General features: G+C 44.5%; 23 protein-coding genes. 3 read left to right on the top strand and 20 right to left on the bottom strand.

Going from position 1 to position 21,198, the window contains the following annotated elements:
* Positions 1-72: 72 nt before the first annotated feature.
* Positions 73-1,110: a PDDEXK nuclease domain-containing protein gene (locus E5342_RS13060; RefSeq protein WP_121737303.1), complete on the bottom strand. Its 1,038-nt coding sequence runs from the start codon at positions 1,108-1,110 to the stop codon at positions 73-75.
* Positions 1,111-1,326: 216 nt separating this feature from the next.
* On the opposite strand from E5342_RS13060, the gene E5342_RS13055 reads away from it, so the two are divergent.
* The 3 genes from E5342_RS13055 to E5342_RS13045 are packed head-to-tail and all read left to right on the top strand — an operon-like array spanning position 1,327 to position 4,926.
* Positions 1,327-2,643 (top strand): DUF4099 domain-containing protein, encoded by a 1,317-nt coding sequence (locus E5342_RS13055; RefSeq protein WP_135959533.1) that lies wholly within the window; start codon positions 1,327-1,329, stop codon positions 2,641-2,643.
* 4 nt (positions 2,644-2,647) lie between these two features.
* Positions 2,648-2,842 carry a hypothetical protein gene (locus E5342_RS19775; protein ID WP_135959532.1) on the top strand — a complete coding sequence of 65 codons (195 nt, stop codon included), beginning with the start codon at positions 2,648-2,650 and terminating at the stop codon, positions 2,840-2,842.
* Positions 2,839-4,926 (top strand): type IA DNA topoisomerase, encoded by a 2,088-nt coding sequence (locus E5342_RS13045; protein WP_135959531.1) that lies wholly within the window; start codon positions 2,839-2,841, stop codon positions 4,924-4,926. The genes E5342_RS19775 and E5342_RS13045 overlap by 4 nt, the downstream gene beginning before the upstream one ends.
* A 96-nt stretch (positions 4,927-5,022) precedes the next feature.
* Here the strand turns inward: E5342_RS13045 and E5342_RS13040 are convergent, their stop codons facing one another.
* The 19 genes from E5342_RS13040 to E5342_RS12940 form a co-directional block, all read right to left on the bottom strand.
* The gene (locus E5342_RS13040; protein ID WP_135959530.1) at positions 5,023-5,541 is read right to left on the bottom strand and encodes a dihydrofolate reductase family protein; all 519 of its coding nucleotides are present in this window, start codon (positions 5,539-5,541) and stop codon (positions 5,023-5,025) included.
* Positions 5,542-5,942: 401 nt separating this feature from the next.
* Positions 5,943-6,221, bottom strand: a complete 279-nt coding sequence (locus E5342_RS13030; protein WP_135959528.1) for a helix-turn-helix domain-containing protein — start codon at positions 6,219-6,221, stop codon at positions 5,943-5,945.
* A gap of 12 nt (positions 6,222-6,233) precedes the next feature.
* Positions 6,234-8,279, bottom strand: coding sequence for an AAA family ATPase (locus E5342_RS13025; protein ID WP_135959527.1), 2,046 nt, complete (start codon positions 8,277-8,279; stop codon positions 6,234-6,236).
* A complete protein-coding gene (locus tag E5342_RS13020) occupies positions 8,242-8,601 on the bottom strand; it encodes a helix-turn-helix domain-containing protein (protein WP_004325475.1) in 360 nt (119 codons plus the stop codon). The genes E5342_RS13025 and E5342_RS13020 overlap by 38 nt, the downstream gene beginning before the upstream one ends.
* A 216-nt stretch (positions 8,602-8,817) precedes the next feature.
* Positions 8,818-9,663, bottom strand: coding sequence for an RteC domain-containing protein (locus E5342_RS13015; protein WP_135959526.1), 846 nt, complete (start codon positions 9,661-9,663; stop codon positions 8,818-8,820).
* A 1-nt stretch (position 9,664) separates the two neighbouring features.
* Entirely contained in the window at positions 9,665-10,348 is a 684-nt protein-coding gene (locus tag E5342_RS13010) for a 4Fe-4S dicluster domain-containing protein (RefSeq protein ID WP_104404246.1), read from the bottom strand.
* On the bottom strand, positions 10,345-11,472 hold the full coding sequence (locus tag E5342_RS13005) for a GyrI-like domain-containing protein (RefSeq protein WP_135959525.1): 1,128 nt from the start codon (positions 11,470-11,472) through the stop codon (positions 10,345-10,347). The genes E5342_RS13010 and E5342_RS13005 overlap by 4 nt, the downstream gene beginning before the upstream one ends.
* Before the next feature lie 118 nt (positions 11,473-11,590).
* Positions 11,591-12,214, bottom strand: a complete 624-nt coding sequence (locus E5342_RS13000) for a CatA-like O-acetyltransferase, family 2 (protein ID WP_135959524.1) — start codon at positions 12,212-12,214, stop codon at positions 11,591-11,593.
* A gap of 80 nt (positions 12,215-12,294) precedes the next feature.
* A complete protein-coding gene (locus E5342_RS12995) occupies positions 12,295-13,116 on the bottom strand; it encodes a helix-turn-helix domain-containing protein (RefSeq protein ID WP_135959523.1) in 822 nt (273 codons plus the stop codon).
* An 838-nt stretch (positions 13,117-13,954) separates the two neighbouring features.
* A complete protein-coding gene (locus tag E5342_RS12990; RefSeq protein ID WP_008664978.1) occupies positions 13,955-14,737 on the bottom strand; it encodes an alpha/beta hydrolase in 783 nt (260 codons plus the stop codon).
* Positions 14,730-15,713: a GNAT family N-acetyltransferase gene (locus tag E5342_RS12985; protein WP_008664975.1), complete on the bottom strand. Its 984-nt coding sequence runs from the start codon at positions 15,711-15,713 to the stop codon at positions 14,730-14,732. The genes E5342_RS12990 and E5342_RS12985 overlap by 8 nt, the downstream gene beginning before the upstream one ends.
* Complete coding sequence (locus E5342_RS12980) at positions 15,710-16,342, bottom strand: GyrI-like domain-containing protein (protein WP_008664973.1); 633 nt, start codon at positions 16,340-16,342, stop codon at positions 15,710-15,712. The genes E5342_RS12985 and E5342_RS12980 overlap by 4 nt, the downstream gene beginning before the upstream one ends.
* A 2-nt stretch (positions 16,343-16,344) precedes the next feature.
* Positions 16,345-16,554, bottom strand: coding sequence for a 4-oxalocrotonate tautomerase DmpI (gene dmpI / locus E5342_RS12975; RefSeq protein WP_008664971.1), 210 nt, complete (start codon positions 16,552-16,554; stop codon positions 16,345-16,347).
* Positions 16,555-16,583: 29 nt separating this feature from the next.
* Positions 16,584-17,072, bottom strand: coding sequence for an META domain-containing protein (locus E5342_RS12970; RefSeq protein WP_168354270.1), 489 nt, complete (start codon positions 17,070-17,072; stop codon positions 16,584-16,586).
* 58 nt (positions 17,073-17,130) lie between these two features.
* Positions 17,131-17,700, bottom strand: a complete 570-nt coding sequence (locus E5342_RS12965) for a flavodoxin family protein (protein ID WP_135959521.1) — start codon at positions 17,698-17,700, stop codon at positions 17,131-17,133.
* Positions 17,697-17,987 (bottom strand): YciI family protein, encoded by a 291-nt coding sequence (locus tag E5342_RS12960; protein ID WP_008664965.1) that lies wholly within the window; start codon positions 17,985-17,987, stop codon positions 17,697-17,699. Before E5342_RS12960 ends, E5342_RS12965 begins: the two co-directional genes overlap by 4 nt.
* 7 nt (positions 17,988-17,994) lie before the next feature.
* On the bottom strand, positions 17,995-18,264 hold the full coding sequence (locus E5342_RS12955) for a zinc ribbon domain-containing protein (RefSeq protein WP_008664964.1): 270 nt from the start codon (positions 18,262-18,264) through the stop codon (positions 17,995-17,997).
* A gap of 304 nt (positions 18,265-18,568) precedes the next feature.
* A complete protein-coding gene (locus tag E5342_RS19390; RefSeq protein WP_168354487.1) occupies positions 18,569-19,972 on the bottom strand; it encodes a mobilization protein in 1,404 nt (467 codons plus the stop codon).
* A gap of 206 nt (positions 19,973-20,178) precedes the next feature.
* Positions 20,179-21,135 (bottom strand): toprim domain-containing protein, encoded by a 957-nt coding sequence (locus E5342_RS12940; protein WP_057328867.1) that lies wholly within the window; start codon positions 21,133-21,135, stop codon positions 20,179-20,181.
* Positions 21,136-21,198 lie beyond the last annotated feature (63 nt).

Below are 21,198 nucleotides of genomic sequence, written 5' to 3'. Positions count from 1 at the left end.
CTTCATAAAAAATGCACTCCAAAAGTTTTGTGTCTAACTTTTGGGGTGCACTTCACTGTTGTGGCAGTTTTCTTATTTTTCGATTAATATTTCTATCTTTTTGGCTATTTCTTCCGATGTCGGTAATAGTTTTTTATAGGCTTCGGGTAATTCGGAAGAAAGGCTATATGTTGCCACCCCGATAGGCATATTGGAACTTTTCAAAGCATACTCCACTATCATGCGGCTTTTGGACTTGCAGATAATAATACCGATAGCCGGATTTTCATGTGGTAATTTCACCGTATCATTCAGTATGTTCAGATAGAACTCCATTTTACCTTTATATTCCGGTTGGAATTCTCCGATTTTCAGTTCTATGGCAATCATAGCTTGTAAACGCCTGTTGTACAGAAGTAAATCTATGAAGTATTCTCTTCCGTCCACTTCCAGCCGATATTGGTTGCCGATGAATGAAAAATCCGTACCGAATTCCATAAGGAATGCACGGATATTCTTAATAATAGCTTGTTCCAGTTCATATTCCGAATGTTCCTCTGCAAGCCCCACAAGGTCAAATGTATATTCATCTTTTAATGCAAGTATGGCTTGGTTCTTAATGTTATCAGGCAGGGTCATATCAAAATTACTTTGTCCAAGCAGATAGTTCTCGTAAGTTTTGGCTTCTATCTTATTAAGAAGGACATTATTAGTCCACCCGTATTTCTTTGTCGCCAATATATAAAATTGTCGTTGCTGGGTTTCCTTGCACTTCGTCAGAATGACTATATGTTTTGACCAGCTAATTTCTGCGAGCAATGTTCGCAGAATTTCATCAGACTGATATTCAGTATAAAAACGTGTCATGTCCCATATATTCCGTGCGCTAAAACCTTTTATTCCCGGAAATTCTTTCTGTATGTCCCGTGAAAGGTTTTCCACAACGGATTTTCCCCAACCTAATGCCGTCTGTTGCTCGGTAATCCGTTTGCCGACTTCCCAATATAAGGCTATCATTTCTTTGTTTACTGCCTTTAATGCTTCATACTGGGCAGACCTGATACGGGCGGTTATCTCATTTTTGAAGTTGAGATATTCGGGAGATAATATAGAACTGTTTTTCTCTGTCATATTCTGTATGTATAATAACTGGTTACAAAGTTATGTTTTTCTTTGGATTAAGTAATGGATTGTTCCTGTTTTATCACCTCTTTTTAATCCCGACTGGACAAATCGGGACATCGCAGGACAAATTCGGACAGCCGTTGTCGCCCGTCCAAATATAGCATATTTAGTCGCTACCTTTGGGCGGGACTATTCCCGTAACCGCTAAAATTTCAATCATTTATGGCAAACAGAATGACCCCGCCCGCAGAGGGGCAGGAAAAAGACGTGCTGCTGGTCTTGGATAAACAGCAGGGCAAGGTGAGTGCCGTTAAGGGTATTGACAAGGAGGGCAATTTGCAGACCGTGCCGCCGACACATGGCGGCGAGTTCATGCAGGTGGACAAGAACAGCGATGTGTTCAGCAACTTCATTTCCAATTTCTTCCGCAAGTTTCAGGACACTTCCGGGCTGGAATTGTTCAGCGTCAAGGCTTCCGGAGTGGAGCAGAACGCAAAGGCAATCGAGGACAACCACCACAACCCTACACCGGAGGGTGACAAGCGGGTTGAAATGTTACAAGTTCCGAAGCCCGACTTCCACGAGTTCAAGCAGGGCTACCGCTTCGACCCTGCAAAAATCGACTGGGAGAACCTGAAAAAAGTCGGCATCACCGCCGACACCCTAAAAAACACAAAGGACTTCGACCGGGTGATGCGTGGCTACAAGTCCCGCAATACCTACACCGTTTCGGGGACGGTGGGCGGCTTCTACCTCAAACCTACCGATGTCAAGCTCTCTTTCTATCAGGCTAAGGACGGCACGGTAGTACCCAAGCTGCACGGCGTGCGGCAGGACGAGAAACTGTTGCAACGCCCGTTCCATGAACACGGGTTCACCAAACAGGAACAGGGCAACTTGCAAGGCACTGGCAACTTGGGCGGCATCGCCCGAATCAAAGACCCGAAAAGCGGCGAGCAAATCCCCGTGTTCGTCAGCCGGGATAGGTACACGCACGAACTGGAATATATGCGGGCTGACAAATGGAAATGCCCCGACACCATTTGCGGCGTGAAAGTCAGCCCGGAGCAGAAAGCCGCCTTTGAAGCCGGACAAGCGGTGAAAATGGAAAACCTGCAATTCAGGGACGGCACGAAGCGCAGTGCCTATTTGCAAGTCAGTGCGGTGGAGCGTGGCTTGGAGTTCCTGCCCCGTGCCGCCGTCCAGTTCTTGCAGCAGGGACAGCAGCCCGCAGAGCAGCAGGTAGCCGGGATAAAGGACGGCAAGGGCGTTGAGTTCAACGGTCATGTGCAGCCCGGCGCACAGGGCAAATCCCCCGACAAGGTGCAGCCGAAAGACGTTACCCCCGCCGCCGAGAGCCGGACACAAGTAGCAGTCAATTCGGAGGGCAAGACCAACGAAGCCACCAAACAGGGCAAAGAGCCGCTGAAACAGGGTCAGGACAAGCCCACCGCCAAGCAGAAAGAGAAACAGGATAAGGCGCAGGACAAGAGCCTGAAAGCGGATAAGCCAAAGAAGTCCAAAGGAATGAAATTATAAAGGTATGCAGCTAATCTATATTATAGTTATTCCGCTTGTCATCATGATTTTCTTCATAGTCCTTTCTTCAAAAACCGACTGGAAAGAAATAGACAGGCACAACCGCCAGTATTACATGGGCGGCTACCATATTTATTATGACCGTAAAATTTTACAGAAAATCAAACCAGTAACAAACCATAAAAAAGAAACAACATGATTGCATTGATAGCAGAGAAGCCCAGCGTGGCAAAGGACATCGCCCGCATCATCGGTGCGACCCAGCGTAATGACGGTTATCTTTCCGGCAACGGGTATATAGTGACATGGGCGTTCGGCCACTTAATCCAGCTTGCCATGCCGGAAGCCTACGGCGTGGCGAACTTCCGCAGGGAGAGCCTGCCCATACTGCTGCCCGATTTCCAATTAATCCCCCGTCAGGTGAAAGTGGAGAAAGGTTATAAGGCAGACCCCGGCGTGCTGAAACAGTTGAAAGTGATAAAGGAAGTGTTCGACCAGTGCGACCGGATTATTGTCGCCACCGATGCCGGGCGTGAGGGTGAGCTAATCTTCCGCTACATCTTCCATTACCTGAACTGCCGAAAACCATTTGTGCGCCTGTGGATAAGCAGCCTTACCGACAAGGCAATCCGTGAGGGGCTGGATAACTTGCAGCCGGGAGAATGTTACGATAACCTCTACCTCTCTGCCAAGTCCCGCAGCGAAGCAGACTGGCTGATAGGGATAAACGCCACCCAAGCGTTGAGCGTAGCCGCCGGGCAGGGGGTGTTCTCGCTGGGCAGGGTACAGACACCCACGCTCATGATGATATGCAGCCGCTATTTGGAGAACAAGAATTTCGTACCCGCCAAGTTTTGGCAACTCAAAGCGGCGACCGCCAGCGGGGGGATAAGTTTCACCGCCCAATCGACCGCCAAGTGGGAACAGCAGCCCGAAGCTATAGCCGCCCTGCAACGGGTAAAGGATGCCGGACAACTTGCCGTGAAATCCGTTGAGAGGAAAGAAGCCAGCCAAGAACCGCCGCTTCTATACGACCTTACCACGCTGCAAAAGGAAGCCAATACAAAGCTGAATTTCTCGGCTGACAAGACGCTTTCCATAGCGCAAAGCCTGTATGAAAAGAAAGTGATGTCCTATCCGAGAACCGGAAGCCGCTATATATCGGAGGACGTTTTCGATGAAATGCCGGAGCGTATCGCCCTGTTAGGGCAATACTCCCGCTTTGCCGGGTATGCCGCCGGGCTGGACGGCACACCCCTGAACCGCCGTAGCGTGAATGACGGCAAAGTGACCGACCACCACGCCTTAATCGTTACCGAGAACCTGCCCGGTGAACTCTCCAAAGACGAGCGGGCGGTTTACGAGCTGGTAGCCGGGCGTATGCTGGAAGCCTTTTCGGGCAAGTGCGTGAAAGACATTACCACCGCCATATTGTCGGCTGGAGATACTGACTTCACGGTAAAAGGGTCTGTGATGAAAGTTACCGGGTGGCGTACCGTGTTCGGCGAGCAGGAAACGGGAGGTGATGAAGAAGCCGCCAGCCTGCCGCCGCTTCAAGAGGGAGAATATTTGCCACTCTCCGGCGTGGATCTGCTCGAAAAGCAGACCAAGCCGAAACCGCTGCACACGGAAAGCAGCCTGCTTGCGGCAATGGAGAACGCCGGAAAGGAACTGGAAGATGCCGAACTGAAAGCCAGCCTGAAAGATGCCGGGATAGGCACACCCGCCACCCGTGCGGCGATTATTGAAACGCTGTTCGCCCGCCAGTACATCGTGCGTGAGAAGAAGAACCTTGTACCCACCGACAAGGGGCTTGCCGTTTACAAGATAGTCAGGGACAAGAAGATTGCCGATGTCGAAATGACGGGTATGTGGGAAACCGCCCTTTCCAAGATAGAAGCGGGCAGCATGGATGCCGACACGTTCCGAAAGGGCATCGAGGTGTACGCCACCCAAATCACGGCGGAACTGCTATCGGTACAGTTGTCTATCTCCAATGGCGAAGCTTGTCCCTGCCCCAAATGCAATAACGGACGTATCTTGTTCTACCCGAAAGTGGCGAAGTGTTCCAACGTGGACTGCACGCTTACCATATTCCGCAACAAGTGCGACAAGCAGCTTTCCGACAAGCAGATTATCGAGCTGGTGACGAAACGCAAGACCGGGCTAATCAAGGGCTTCAAGGGCAAGAACGGCAAGGCTTTCGATGCTTCGCTTGTGCTGGACGAGCAATTCAATGTCGGTTTTTCATTCCCCGAAAAGAAAGCGAAACCGAAGAAATAGCCTATCTTTGCCACTGAAATTTCATTGTGATAGGTTTTACAACTTAGAATAATTGAAATTTTAGTGGTTGCGCCCGGCGGGAACCGGGCGCATTTTTTATTCGCTGCCGCCAAACAGGTAGGTCGAACAGACCACCCCGTTATCCAGCACCCTGCTTTCCGAGAGTTTCCAATGTGAGCCGAATGTTTCCCCGATAAAGCCGATGCCTTTGCCCGCCATGACCGGGACGGTGTAGATTGTCAGGCTATCCAGCAACCCGGCTTTAATCAATGAAGTAAGCAGCTTGCCGCCGCCCACCACCAGCATGTCTGTTTCCTGTTTCAGTTCATAAATCCTTTGCAGCGGTTCTTCGGTCAGGAACTCCACGCCGCAGTCCGGCGTTACGTTGGTGTCGTAGTGTGACACCACAAAAGACCGTTTGCTTTTGTGCGGCCACCCGCCCCAGTGTTCAAAGATGTAGTTGTAGGTGTTCGCCCCCATAAGCAGGCAATCAGCATCCAAATAGTATTTGCCAACGATAGTTTTTACTTCATCGGGTAACCAATCCAGTTCCTTGTCTAAGGTGGCTGTATGTCCGTCAAGAGATACGGCGATATGCGCTTTAATTTGTTTCATCCTATCAGGTATTAAACAGTTGATAATCTTTTTTCAAACTGTCCGCTGCTACCTCAAAAAAAGAAGCGTGAACTTACACTGCTCCAAAGTAGAGGTACTGGCAATACCTTTGAAACGGGACAGGCAAGCCCACGCTATGACAAAGCATAGCATAGACATTGCGCTGAAATCTCGTTTCATTTTGAAAAGTGCCAGTTTTCTACTTTGAGATATTCGGCGAACGAATATGTTATTATAATGACGATATTACAGCCAAAACTGTTCAACCGCCGTTATTCTCTTATGTTACTTTTGCAAAAGTAGCGAAAATCACCGGAATAACCTTGCAAATAATAGAAATCCTGCCTTATTATCATAACAAGACAGGATTCAAGATGAAAATATATGATATTGATTATCAATCAATCCATGCGTTCACGGATTAACTTGTGTATGTCACTTGCACGGTAGAAATATTTTCCGTCTAACGTCAAGTAAGGCAGTATTCCTTTCTTCCGGTAACGTTGCAAGGTTTTGGTACTCACTTTCAGCATAAAGCACAAATCCTGATTATCAAGGAGTTTTTCACCGTTCAGGTAATTGTGACCGCTTAAAAGACGGTCTATCTTTTTGTCCTGCATATCGAGCCTATCCATAATACGCTCCATCCAAACCACGAAATTTTCTTTATCTATATACATAAGGCTACCGGATTAAATAAGACCTATCATAAAATAGCTTTGGTTCACCGGGTCTTTAATGATAATCTCCCGTTCACGCATAAAGCGGATATAACTCTTTGCAGTGCGTTCTTTAACATCCAAGACCTGCTGTAATTGTTCGCAAAGGTCTATATAAGTGATATGTGTCTGTCGCCCGAAAATGTCACGGGCAACGCCTACCAGTTCCCTTTCCTTGCGCTTCTCCTTTTCCTCACGGGGCTTCTCGCCCTTGTACACGTGCATCCCGGCTTCCTTGTCCCATGCAAAGAGCATCAGCGGCACGTCTAGCGGGCTTCCGTCCCTTACTTTCAGTGCTTTCACCACTGACTGGGCAGGTTCTTCGTCTTTCTCTATCGAAAGGATTGTAGCCGCCTTGCGCTGCAACTCGCTACCCAAATGTCCCCGCAGCTTCAAGCCGTTCGGAACGAAGTGCAGCACACAAAGAATACAGGTGTTGTAAATGCCCGCCAACCGATAAAGTTCATCTATCACCGCCATGCTTTCCGCTTCATCGTTGGCACTCTTAACAAGGTCTGCAATGCCGTCAATGACGACCAACTGGATGCCGCCGTACTGGTAATAGAACTTATCCATGCTCTGCACAATGGCGTTCAGGCGTTCTTTGCGTGACATACCTGTAAGACAGAACGCTTTCAGTTCATCGGGTTTGTCCGGCTGTTTGGCACGTGCCAGCAGATTGCTTACATTCTTGAACAGTTGCACTTCCGACTGTTCGGTGTCGTAGAGCAAGACCGCCTTGTGCCTGCCGTTGGCGGTTATCTGTATGCCCAGCGTATCTACTTCCGCACCAGCCGGGCAGATGCAGCCCGCCACGATTGCGGCTACATAATTGCTCTTGCCCGTTCCCTCGCCCCCGGTGATGCCGAACAGGTTGCCTTGCGTCCCTAATGGAACGTCACCCGCCGAAATAATCTCTTGCGCTTTGGCGGGCGGGTTGTTGAAATCTATCTCGCATGATTTTAGCATAATCAATGTGTCGCTATACAGGTTGTCTAAAAATTCGATAAACAGTTTCAGGAAATCTTCACGGGTATTTCCTGCCTTGAAATAGTCGGATATGTCCTTTTCTTCTTTCGTTCCCGGAAGCGGTAGCAGCAGCCGTTTCACGCTAAATTCTTCCAACAGTTTTTCCTGCTTGCATGAACTTTCCCTGCCCGTCTTGTCCATGTCAAAAAGCAGGACTATGTGCTTGAATCGGAATGTCAGCCGATAAACCAACGTGGGCGGTATCGTCACTGTTTCGCTGTTGAAGCAGATAGCGTGAAAACCGTGCGCCGCCAGCGAAAGCACGTCTTTCTCGCCGCCCGTGATGAATAACGTATCGCCTTTGGCGGGCAGTTGCTCCAGTCCGAAACAGTAGTTCTCGCCGAAACTGCCGCCGTAGAGGAAACGGGGCGTGGAGAACGGGCGGTACAGCTTGATGTGCTGTTTGCCCTTGTAGCCGTACATGGGTTCTGCCACCGATGAAGTGTAGGTGTACGGCTTGCCCTCTGCCGTTTCGCTGTTGTATTCCCGGAGCGAGCAGACCTTGTAACGTTCCAGCAGTTCGGGCGTGATGCCGTACTGTTGCCAGTACACCAGTTCGGCAAGCGGGAACTTCTGTTCCCGGAACTGGTAGGGCTTGACTGGCTTTTCGGTTGTTTCTTCGGGTTTGTCCGGCACTGCCCGGCGGACGGTTGCCGGGGGAATGGAAACCGGAGTGCCGGAAGTCAGCCCCAAGCCCAAATCCCGATCGATGATTTCCAGTATCTCCACGAAGTCAGCCGCCCGGTTACAATCCAGCCCTTTTAACTGCCCCACGAAGAAAAAACAATCGCCGCTATAATTGTCGTTACCGAAATCTTTCATCTTGTACATACCGCTATGGCGGTCGAAGTAGATATTACAGGACGCTTTCTTGTCCTGATAAAGAGGATTAAGAAAGTGCCTGCCAATACGCCAGTCGCCGGGTAAGTAATGTTTGAAAACAAGCAGACCGTTATTTGTTCTGCTTAGAATTTCTTCTTTCCTTAACATATTTCTGATGATTGGTTATCAGTTCATTTATACACTCCTTGTCACGCTTAATCAAGCGTTCTTCCAACATTCGCTTTACTTCCTTAATCTTGTAAAAGTAATGCCCTTTGATGTCGGAGTAAGAAATCATTCCTGCCGCCCTTAGGCGTTGTAAAGTACGGTCACTGATTTTCAGGAACGTGCAGACTTCGTAACTATCCACCCAAATTTCATCTTCATCAGTCTTGTTTTCGTCCAAGTGATTGAAAATGTAGTCTGCTATGGCGGTAATCTTGTTGTCAAGCTCCTTATAGGCTTTTGACTCAAATGTTATAATCTCCATATTGCTAACTTATTGATTTGCCGCAAAGTTCGAGAGAGGAAATAACCTAAAAGTCATGGTTATATCTATCATGGTATTACTTTTTTTCAGGCTATTTTAGGGGAATAATGGTGTAAAAGCTCCCCGAAATGTCATTTTTCAAAGTAGATTTTACCATAAAAAGAAAGTACCATGTTTGGGTGAACATGGTACTTCTACATACTGGAATACTGGATATTATTTCATATCATCCTCATTCATCCGCTTAACAAGATTATCTATCAGATGATGAAGATATGCCGTCCGGTCTTTTCTCTCTTTCATGGCTATATATGAAGCGTAATAATCCCCTAAATCCATGTGGAATATTGTACTAAGGAAATTCATCATTTCTTTTATCTCCACGTTGCCATTGTTTATGTCGCCCGAAGATACAAGAGAATATCCCAGTTCGATAAGATATGACTTTTTGCCTGTGAAGCGGAACGGATATTTGAAGCATCTTTGTAGGTTATCTTCTATCTGATTATTCGTTACCAGTTTCACCAATCGCTTATTCAAATAAATGCGCAGCATTTCATTGGCGATAATCTTTGCCACTTTATAGTCATATCCGGTTGAGAAATTAGGGTCTTTATCAAACTGAGCGCTATCGGTACATAACCGCAAATCAGCTTTTCCACGTACAAAGTAGTATTCATCGTACACAGTGGAGTGTGAACGGTAGTATTGATAAAAGTCCAAATTGCGATTGAAGAAATAGGTCAGATTATCCAGTTCCCGATTGATATAATTCCTAATCACTTCATCGCTACCATTAGGGCATTGTGTTTCAATCTTGTATATCTTATAGAAGAATAGCAACCGACCGAGTATTTCCGGTTTCTGTGTCTTGAAAAATAAGATTTCGTCCTCTTTGGTTGGAAATATATAGGTTTGTATTTTAGTTCTCAAATCATCAAGAACCGTTTGCAGCTTATGTACCATTGAAAGAGAGGTTTCGATAATATCATAGCCGTAGAGGTCGATTTCGTCAATCTCTATGTCTATTTCCTGCAATATATTACCTATATACCCCTTCATCTTACTTCATAGTGATATGTCGTTTCATGTATGCCTTTGTTTTCGGGCAATAAACCAAACATTTCAAGCACGTAACACAGTCATAAACATTTACTATCTCATCCCTTGAAACATTCATGTCCCATACAACGCCGTTTAACGCTTTTTGAGGGCATACATCCCTGCATATATTACAATTACCGCATTGCGACGACTTGATTTCGTGTTCCATTATTGATAAAGGGGCATTTGTTAGGACAGAGCCAAGACATTGTGCCGCTCCATATTCAGCCGTGATGAACAGGTTGTTTTTGCCAATATAACCAGTACCACTAAGTACGGCAATGGTCTTATGTGGTAAAACGGACGTTTTTGTTGTGAAGTCAAATGTATTCTCGGTTATCAAGGCATTGTCGGACTGTGATAATGCTTTGTAACCTTTGCTGATAAGCCGCCCAGCCAGTTTGTCTGCAATCATTCCCACCCGTTTTTCTGCCTGTGCATATTCATCGCTGAGGGTATGCACATAATCGGGACTATCATGTACAGTTTTGATAAAATGTGGATTTATGGCAATTCCTATCAGTAGGGCATAGGGAAAACCCCGGTTTTGTCGTATATCCAGCATGGAAATATCCACGAAGTGAACAAAATCGGCATTTTCATTTCTTAGCTGTTGTTCAATTTCCTTATTTAAGTCATTCATTTGTTCTTTCGCACAATAGGAATATAAATATCCGTTCTCAACTCCGAAACAGGGGTCTTTTCGGGAGTATTGAGATAGGTTTCAAATGTGTAAGGCTCCCGTAGCGCATATCCACTTGTCGGCAACCAATCAAGGTATATGTAACGATATACTCTGTTCAACTCGTGATATAACCCCTTGAATTGAAACACTGCATATTCTCCGGCTTCTATTTCATGAACAGAAAAGCCATTGGGAACGTTAAATGATTCCGTAACGGTTATACCCACCATGAAACGGGTTTGTTCTTCTGAAGAAATTAGCGGACAATCCAATGTAAGGCTTATAAATTTACAGCCACTTGACTGTAAACCGCAATTTTCAGAAAGGCGTAGAATCTGTTTCCATAATACCGTAAAATCATGGTTTATATGTTCCGTCCATTCCAGTTTCAAACAGGCAATACGAACAGGCGGAACTTTCTCAATGCAAGGAACAATTTGCACCGGATACATTCCTGCGGGGTTAGCATTGGAATGTAGTTTACGAAATTCCGGTATCGTACACTTAAAATAACTTTTGAATGCCCTTGAAAGTGTATGTTTGTTTTGGTAGTTTATATGGCATAACAATTCTGTAACACTTATATCGGTTGAAATTAACTTGAAAGCGATATATTCCAATCTTAACCGTTGAATGTAAAGCCCGACATTTTCACCACATACAGCCTTGAAAACACGCCGGAAATGGTATTTGGAAATACCTGCCGTTTGCGATAGGGCATCTAAACTAAGTTCCTCGAACAAATGGCGGTTAATGTATTTTTGTACCCTTACAATCAGCTCATATAACACGTGGGCTGTATTGATTTTTTGTTTCCACCGTTTTATTTCGGGAAGCCGTTTTGACATTACCTCTCTGATTTCCTGCGAAGTATAGGATATACCTACTTCTTTATAATACTCTTCGGGGAAAAGCCCCCAAAGGTAAATCAGATAGTCCATCGAAAAATCGTAACCCTTGACACCATGCTTCAAACAATAGTCGCAATATTCCGCACTCGTATTTACCCCAAGATTATTGTAGTCAATATCTAAGGGTATTCCGCAGGTTTGGCAATATTTGGTTTCTATGTCTGTTTCCATTGCTGTTTCTATTATTGAGAGCAAAGTTACTCAATCTGTTACGAAATCAGTTACCCTAAATAGTCATTTTTGAAATAAGCTGCAAAATCGTAACCTGTGTATATCATTTATAGCAAACTTACTTATACTGCAAATTGTCAATTGCTCTCTGAATCCCGTCCAAAAAGCGGGAAGCGTGCGCCCCGTCCATTTGCGTGTGGTGGAACTGGAAAGAAACGGTGAGCGTCGTTTTCAGCAAGCGGCGTTTGTATTTGCCCCAAATAAGAAACGGATTATTAAAAATGCCGCTATACATCCCGACAGCACCGTCTATTTCATATTGTGCCAATGCGGAAGTTCCGATAACCATGCTTTCCGTCAAGTCGTTATTGACGCAACTTTCAGCCACTTGTTTGGTAAGTTGCAGATAATGTTGGTTAAACAAAGATAAATCATCACAGAAAGGAATATCACACGAACTTACCTCGCCCTTTCTGTTGGCGACAATGGTGTTTACTGCAATGGTATCGTACTGCATCAGTTTACCGCCAACGGGCAGCATATAAAATTCTTTCACGCTTCTTGCGGCTTTGCCGATGCACCAGCACATCAACATATTAAACTTCATGCCCGATTTCCGGCTGATTTTCACAAGGCGTGACACATTGAGGGTCTTAAAGAACGTCACCATCGGCATAGGTGCGTTCATCCACATTTCAAAGGCGTATGCCCGACCGGTTTCTTGGGGATTTACTTCTTTCATACTTAATGCTATTTTCATTTAATGAATCAGGCGGCAAAGGTAGGAGAAGCACTTGAAGCCGGATAGAACAAACGGGACATTTATACGGGATTGGTGAACAAATCGGAATATGGATTTGATACTTTCAGCAAAGACATGGGCGTATATCCGCAGAACTTCTTGAACTCCCGGATAAAGTGCGACTGGTCGGCATAGCCGCTGGCGTATGCTATTTGTGCCTGATTAATTTCTTTACCCGCTTGATGCTGCATCTGCGCCAAAGCCTTTTGGAAGCGGACGATACGGGTATATTCTTTGGGATTGATGCCTACAAATGAATGAAACAACCGCTCAAATTGTTTTTTACTTAGGCAGGCAATAGAAGATAATTCGTTTACAGAGATTTGCGGAGTGATATATATTCGCTGTATGGCGGCATCTATCCTTTTAACTTTGTATGTGGTATTAGCTAAATTATCGGCAATTTGTGACACCAGCCATTTTTCTATATAGCTTATGCAAATAGAATTATTCTCACAGTCGAATATTCGTGTAGCCAGTTCATTCAAACTTTTGTTTTCAAGGCTGTAACCGGACACTTCTCGATTATAAAAGAGTGAAGTCGGTATGTTCAGAAACATACTCATAGCGTGAGGGTGGAATACAACCACTATCATTTCTATATTTCCGTCTGCATATAGGTGTGACGAGAAATTAACTTGTCCGCTGACAGTCAGTTTGTCTTGTGTAACATTCAGTTCAGGGATATATAACGGTGCTTGCTTATGGAAAATGATTTGAGAGCAACCGATAGGATAAGTAAAGGCATCCAGCGGTCGATTGCTCTTGAATACCCAATAATATCTTATATAAGGTTGCAGCAACTTACATGGCTTGTAAAATTTGAACTCCTCTTGAATCATTTTACAAAGATACTTATTTTAGTAGTATCTTGTTTATTACAAGGTAGTTTTTAGTGCAAGGTGCAAGTATATATCTATATATATAGCTTGCACCTTGCACTAACCGCATAAGATTTATTTTCAATGATTTGCATATGTCAAAAGAAAGCCGTATCTTTGAACCGTAGTTTTAGGCAGACAACGAACAGCCAAAAGGTGACAGAAAAGCGTTATTCTTGTAACCTAAGTTGTACCCCCTAAGGCTTTGACATACTGATAAGAAATTGAATTTCAAGGATATTGGAGAGTAGGTTCATAACCCTCTCTCTCCGCAATAAACGCTGAAAATCAGCAAATTGTAAAATGAACACCCGATTTTACACCCAAGAATGTAAAATCGGGTGTTTTTGTATTATTTAAGAAAACTGCCGAGCGACTATGCATTGATCAGTGATTCTTTCGGATCAGTCCGAAAACCCTGTGGACATAATATTTTGAAAAAATTCCAATATTGCAATGTAAGAATACAGATTCTTTTAAGGCATTATAAATTAAGTATGTCAGACAACCGCTTGATTGGGTACCAGTATTATAACTCATCGTTTACGATTAATCACCCACATGGTTTTCGGACTGACCCATTCTTTCCATTTCCAATTACCTTATGAAGTCATGAAACAATATCATACACAAAGCCATTCCCGAACATTCCGACGCGAATCCTGCCACAGCAAACGGCAATGCGAACATCACTGCTACTGTAACGGCAATCCAAGTTATGATTACTTTGCGACTTTCCATAGCAGTATACAATTATTAGCGGTAAAATCCGTATGTGAACCTAATTGTTTGAACTCGTTCATATCCTGTTTCCGTAAAAGATTAAGTATTTCCAAATATTGCTTTTGACATATTGAAGATTATGATGTCCGGGCGATATATGATGCTCGACGCAGATTCCATGTGATATTAATTTCTTGGACAATGATTCCACCGCATTGTTGAAACCACCCTCATCTTCATCCCCTGCATCAAGAAACCACTCTTGCTTTTGATGTAGCTTTTCAAATCGCTCGAACTCCAGAGGATTGTTTTTATGAAAACTGTGTTCGTTCCCATAATAGGGAATATCCGATAGGGCAAGTTCAGTTTCTATAGCAGGCATATGTCCACCTATCCTGGAAAATAGTTCGGGGTATTTTAAGCCGTAATGGATTGCTGCAAATCCTCCGGCAGAACACCCTCCTACATATCTTCCCTTTCGAGAGGCTATTGTATTGAAATTCCCATCAATATATGGAATAATTTCTTGGATAAAATAATCCTCATATCTACCGACATCTATCACATTATTACCTATCTTTTCCTGACGTGCAATCTTGGCTGAGTTCAGACCACGGCTATTATCCATTCGTGGACAAACGATTATCATCGGTTCTATTTTGGATGCGGCAATCAGTGAATCTGTCAATTGTGCCAAACCTAACTGCTCAATAAAAGACTCATCACCACTTCTTCCATGCAGAAAATACAATACAGGGAATTTACTGCCATATTTATATTCATCAGGAAGATAGACCGCGAGTGCCATCTGCTTGTTTAGGTAGGTACTGTCGTATGAAATATGTCGAATTTCACTCATTATTCCAGCGTTTAACCATTATATAATCATGTTCTCTTTCTTCCAATATTTCAAAACCGGCTTTAAGATACATTCCCACAGCATAATTGGATTTATCGACTGACAATGAGACTGTTCCATATCCTATTTTATGAATAGCATCCAATAAGGAAGAAAGAAGCCTTGTGCCAATGCCTTTTCCTCGGTATTCGGGATATACGGAGATTGCAAATTCAGGCGTTGTGTCATCAATCTTGCCGTATGAACAGCCGAGCCTCGACCATGCCGCCCCGACAATCAGACCGTCAACGACAGCCACCAGACATATGTCATCCGGCAATTTGCCGAAATCTTTTACATACGCCCATATCATGGGTTGTTGCAATACTGTACGAGGCACTTTCTGACTTCCTGCCGGCTGATATATGGCTTCATAAAGGAATTCTGTCAAGAGCATTGCTTCGTCTGATTCAATTGTGCGTATTGTAATATTATTCTGGTATTCCATTTCAATACAATTCCATGTTTCACCAAGACATCTGTAACTCTCAGTTTCTTGTCTGCCAACACGATGGAATCCAACCGATTCATAACAACGTATTGCAGCCGGATTGTTTTCAAACACGCCCAATGACACTTTTGTGGCTTCGAGTTTGCAGAATGCATAATCAACCGCCATGCTGACAAGAGTTTTTCCCAATCCTTTGCCACGCTTTGAGTCATCAACAATAACAAAACCAAGACGTTGTTCGGATAAATCATCTGCCGGAGTGCGTAGAGTAATATACCCGACAATCTCTTCACCGTCAACCATAGTCAGAGCAATAGAGTTATGTCCGTCAATGTATTGCTGATGATAAGAGTTCATATCATCTGGAGTGACGGGATAACGCTCATATCGGTCAGCGCACCATTGGCGCATAAGATATTCGCTTTTAAGCCAAGTAGTGATTATATTGGCATCAGCTGATTTGTATGGTCGTAGCTGTAGATTCATTCGTGCTTTGCAATGGGGATTCTTAGAACCGTCTTCATCTTATCGGGACTGGTTTTCCTCGGATCGGAAAGATATATCTCGTGATGACGACGGGAGGAATTAATATCCTTGATATAACCACCTGTTTTTATAAATCGGTCAATCACGGCAAGTGTTGCAGGCTCGGTATCATACGCCCCGATGTGCATACTCTGTACGCATAGACCTTCCTCAAAAGTCATGAGGAAAAGGGCGGAACAGTCAAGTCTTTTCTTTTTCAGCACCTCTGCTTTCGCCCATTCAACATCATTGTTGTCAACAAAATCAGGGACACGTATCATTGCTGTCCATTTGAAGGCGGATTTGTGGGTAAAATCACCTATGGCATTGTCTGTCCACCACAAGCCTTCAAGCGGCGGCACAACATATTCAAAGAACCCGTCAATATGGTAATCGGTCTTATAACTCATCTTTATGGCATAAGCCACCGGATATAGCATGCCAAGAGCCTTCTGATATTCGCCGTCAGGGTCATTGGGGTTGCCTGCACCATTTACAGCGATGAATTTCATGACAGGCACATCAACGACTGCCGGTGTGGATTCAGGCATATATAAAGCTTTATACTCTTTTTTATAGTCAAATGCCATTTCTAATGTTCCTTTCCAATATAGTTGCGTTTGATTTCGTCTATCGACTTGCCGCCTATGCCGAAGTTCTCATCTGGCAATTCCTTGATGGTGACGGTGAAGAACTGTTCCGGGATATGGGTTATCTCGGCGGCTGTTGCTGTCAGTCGTTCGATAAGTTCTTTCTTTTGCTCGGAGGTCAATGCTCCGCTCTCAACTGATATGTATGGCATAATATCACAAATATTTTATATTGGGGTCATCATTTTATTTCGGTCGCTTTACGAAGCAGGATACATTCTGCAGGTGTGGCCCCATTCAGTCTGACTACCGAATCGTTTTGAAGATCTATTGTGGATATATCCGGTAGAATCCTGCGCAAGGCGTCTTCGACCGCCATGTCGTCGCAAGCCATCTCGGTCATTGCTCCGTCGCCAAAAGTGATTGAATCACCTGTAATGGTGTAAGGCCCCGAGATTGTGTTGCAGTTTGTCTGGATGAAATATGTGCTGTCTTCAAAAATGATATATTGGCGAAGACTGTGCATAGTTTCGTCCGGGCGGACATAATCCGAATCATTGAAGACTATGTTTTCTATGTACCATTGTCCCCGAATGTCTGCATCCGCCATTGTTTTCAAAGTTGTGCTTTCTGCGACATTGGCACTGTTCTTTTTATTACCAGAACATCCTGTTGCGATTACTCCCGATAAAATTGCGATAGCAATGAATGATTTAATCTGCAGTTTCATTGATTTTTTTCTTTTCGTATAGTTAATTATATGTTTTCGATTGAAATATGACATAATCTCACGAATTTAATTTAGACATAATTGAAGCCATATTCTGACCGAGGTTGCGCATATTGGCAATACCTTCGTCATCGTTAAGTACATCGCCGATTTCTCGCCCATATACCATATTCCAATAAATCGAGCCTATGACAATCATTTCTTTATTGAGAAAGAAATGATTCATGGTATCAACGGATGTCATGCCTCCGGCACGGCGCACAGCGGCAACCGCCACGCCTACTTTATGTTTAAGAATTCCGGGGTTAGTGGCTGCTACAACACCACCCCTGTCCAACAATGCTTTCATCCGGGATGAAACATCGGCTGAATAGACCGAAGAGCCGAGTATTATTCCGTCGGCTTCCACCATTTTACTGAATACCTCGGCAAAACCATCTTTACGGAACACACAGTTGTCCTTGCCTTTGCAGGCGAAGCAAGCACGGCACGGCTCTATATCGACATCTGCCAACTGAATAAGCTCGGTTTCAACGCCTTTCTTATTCAGTTCCTCAAATATTGTGCGGATTAAGATTGCCGTATTGCCATTTTTCCGTGCGCTACCGTTAATACCGATTACTTTCATTCCAGAAATGATTTTAACGAATCGTTGGCAAACATTGTCGGAGAAAACTTCACTATCTGATAATCGGCGATGCCGTTGATGTAGAACGGATCTTCGGAAATAATAGCATCAACCGCTTCACGGTTGTTGGCTTTTATCATTATCACGCCACCAATGCGAGGGATCTGTGGCCCAGATGTTATGAAATCTCCGATGGCATAATGTTTGGCGAGATATTCACGGTGCGCACTCAGATAGTTATCAACCTCGCTCAACGGCTTTTTGTATGTGAGAATTGCAATAAACATAACGAGTCTATTTTTTCCAGCGTTTAAGGTGAGGGAAGAATTGACGCATCATGTCTTTAGCCTGTTCCTGTGTCAAGTTCTGTCCTGACTGCTTGTTTATCTCATCAGTGAATTGGGCGCAGTGGTCAATCATCTGCTCCATAGTCATATCCTGCGCAAACTTGCCATCTTTGTAGCAGTAGATGCAATAATCTTCATTGAGTGTGCCATCGGTATTCGTACCGAGGATTTCGTTTGTTAGCGGCATACCGCAGCTTTGACAGAATTTTTGTTCCATATCGTTTTTCTTTTTGCCCATCAGTCCAACAGGGCAGGTTATTAAAATACAAAAGCGCGGACTGCAATGCCACTTCTTTATTCGGAGGTCGTAGGAAACCTTGCATACAGATGTAGTAATAGCAGCCCACGCTATATGCGTGAGAACCACTATGCCATCTGAGTATGCAATTTGAAAATTTCCTACGTTTCCAAATACTTGATGAGCATAACGCTTCTTTTTTCTTATGTATTGGAAAGAGTTGCTCCCTATCCGAATGCAAAATTAGTTATTTTATTGATGTTTTGCATTATATAGAACGGAATTATAACTTGAATCCTCTACTTTTTCTTGGTTCTTCCGCTGATTGTCGTAAACCTTGCCGAAGTTTCTCCCATTGCTCTTTGAACCATTCGCCTATCGGTTGCCTGTTTATTGTAAGCACCAGTTTATTATTATCAACCGAACTTTTCTCAATCTTGAAAATATCATTCTTGATTTCAAATCTTCGCCTATGCTCTTCAGAATAGATTTTTCCATTGCATCTGATTGCTTCCTTTTTTGTCAAAAGACTGTTTACCATATCTTTGGTAAATCCGATGGCATAGCAGAGTTTTTCCATTTTCAACATCTCTTTGAGTAAAGGGAACCAGTTGAACGCCTTTTCAAGAATGGTATTCAATCGTGATATTTCCTTGTCTTTGGCTTCAAGCTCTTGATTATGCACTCCTTGAAGATTACGAATCTGTTTGCCATGCTGTTCCTGCATCTGTTGCATACGGACTTTTAAATCGTCAATGCTTTTGTTCCGTTTGGCAATCTCCTGATGCAGTTCCACATTGCTATGCTCCAGCTCTTTCAGTTTTCCGCTGCCGAAAAGAGAACCTACACCGCTTGCTATGGCTGTGGCAGCATCGGTGGCTGCGCTTTTGAGCTTGTCGGTGCGTATCTCCAATTTTACCTGTTTGAGTTCCTGTTCGGCAAGTTCCACCTGTTGTTCTTTATGCCGCTTTGCAGCATCTATGCGTTGCAGTTCGGCTTTCTGTTTTTCAATGATGAAGTCATTGCGTTCCAGATGTTCTTTGCCAGTAACATTTTTTGATTGCCCACGTTCCATCATTAGAATGTCTGATGCCAAAGTCTGCATTGCTGCCATATCCTCGTCATTGAGTTTGCGGCTCTTTCCTGTATCGTGGTTCATCCAGTCAAAAACAATATGGGCATGATAATTCGGCTTGAACCATTTTCCACCCACTTGGAAACTCTCCTTGTCTTCTGTGTCAGGTTTTCCACCCAGCCAATGCCCCTCATCCTTATGCAGGAATATTTGGAGTGGCGTGATGCCCCAGCGTCTTTGGCACTCTTCGCCAAATTCACGCACATCAGCCAGTGTGGTTTCCGGTCTGATGAGCAGTACACCCTCACGAATGGGGGAACATCCTGCCACCTTGATTATTTTACCATTTTTTCCTTTGCGTTCCCGCTCTTTTTCCTGCATGGCACGTCCGGTCTTTTCCTTGACCATCCGTTTGATATTGTCGTAGTGCGTTTGCAGTTCGGGAGTGCCGAAGTTCGGGTTTATCCATTGTTCGTTGTCGGCAGAAAGTTCGGACACAACATAGATTTTGGACATCCCGATGTTTCGTATATACTCGGCAGTCCTTCGGTTGTGTGCCTCGCTCGATGCGATGTTGCAAGGCTTGATATGTATGCTTGATTTTGTTGCCATAGTTTTTTTGTTTACATTAGATTGCTTTGTTCGCTTCCGCAGTGGGGTTCTTAGGGGTGCAACCCATAAGCGGTGATTGCAAAGAGAGGGTCACTCTTTGCTCGGGGTTCTCAGGGGTGAACGCCCTGAGTGGGTCATTAGGGCAAAGCCCTAATCCCCTCGGGAGAGCCCACAACTACGAAAGCGGAGCGTGTAGTTATAGTGGGCTATAACCGAAAGCCATTCTTCTTTTTCGGTTGCCGATTGTGCGTCCCTTTTACGGATTGGACTTGCCTGTTTCTTTCAGCCTGTTCCTGTAAGTATTCGTTCAAGTCCTTGCACCCGCTGTAGGTTTGCGAAGCGTCACGGATGTATAAATCCCTGCCGTATTCCATACGAATTTGCCGGAGTGCTTCCATCCCTGCACGGTCATTGTCAAAGAAACAATGGATGCGCTCGTAGCTACCCAACGGATAGAGGGTCTTGCTCACATTCGATACGGAGTTCAATACCATATAATCCTGTCTGTCCAGCTCGGAAAATTTCGGGCAATTCTCCAATCTCAAAGTAAGAAATGAAAGATAGTCCATGAATCCCTCGAACACATAACAGGTATTCCTTGCTTTCCCCGACTGTCTGATATGGGAGATTTCCTTTGGGGCGATGCAGCCCTTGAAATAACGGTTACGAATCTCATAGCCGCCCGATATGTTTGGAAAGGCAATGGCGAAATACCGTTTGCCGTTGTTGGTGAAATGAGCTTCGCGGCATTCTCTTTTCGCCAGTTCCGTGTTTATTCCCCTTTCCTGCAAATAGGAGAGCAGGGCAGGAGAAGAAAGCGGTACAATCTCCAGTTGTTGAAAACGTGGCTCGGAAGATGACTGCTTGCCAAAAGAGAAAGAATCAGGACGGATATGTGGTGTCTGTTCCGCTATGCGTTCCAATATATAAGGTATATGGTCGGTAGCATATAAGTGTGAAGCCAGTTCGATGATGCCGCCGCCTTTGCCGAGTGCAAAATCATACCATTGGTTGCGCTCGGTATTTACCTTGAACGAGGCTTCGGTTTCTTCCCTTAACGGTGATTTATACCATAGGTTGATACCCTGTTGTTTGACGGGAGAATATCCCAAACTGTGCAGATAATCCGCTATCCTGATTTGCTTGGCTGTCTGTATATCCATAAGATAATTGTTTGAGTAGTTAGTGAATTGATTTATTTTTCTTTTCGCCCGTACCATTTTAAG

The sequence above is a fragment of the Parabacteroides distasonis genome, from assembly GCF_004793765.1.
Lineage (GTDB): Bacteria > Bacteroidota > Bacteroidia > Bacteroidales > Tannerellaceae > Parabacteroides > Parabacteroides distasonis_A.
The sequence above is the reverse complement of the archived record's forward strand: the minus strand, read 5'-3'. Positions and strand labels throughout refer to the sequence as shown.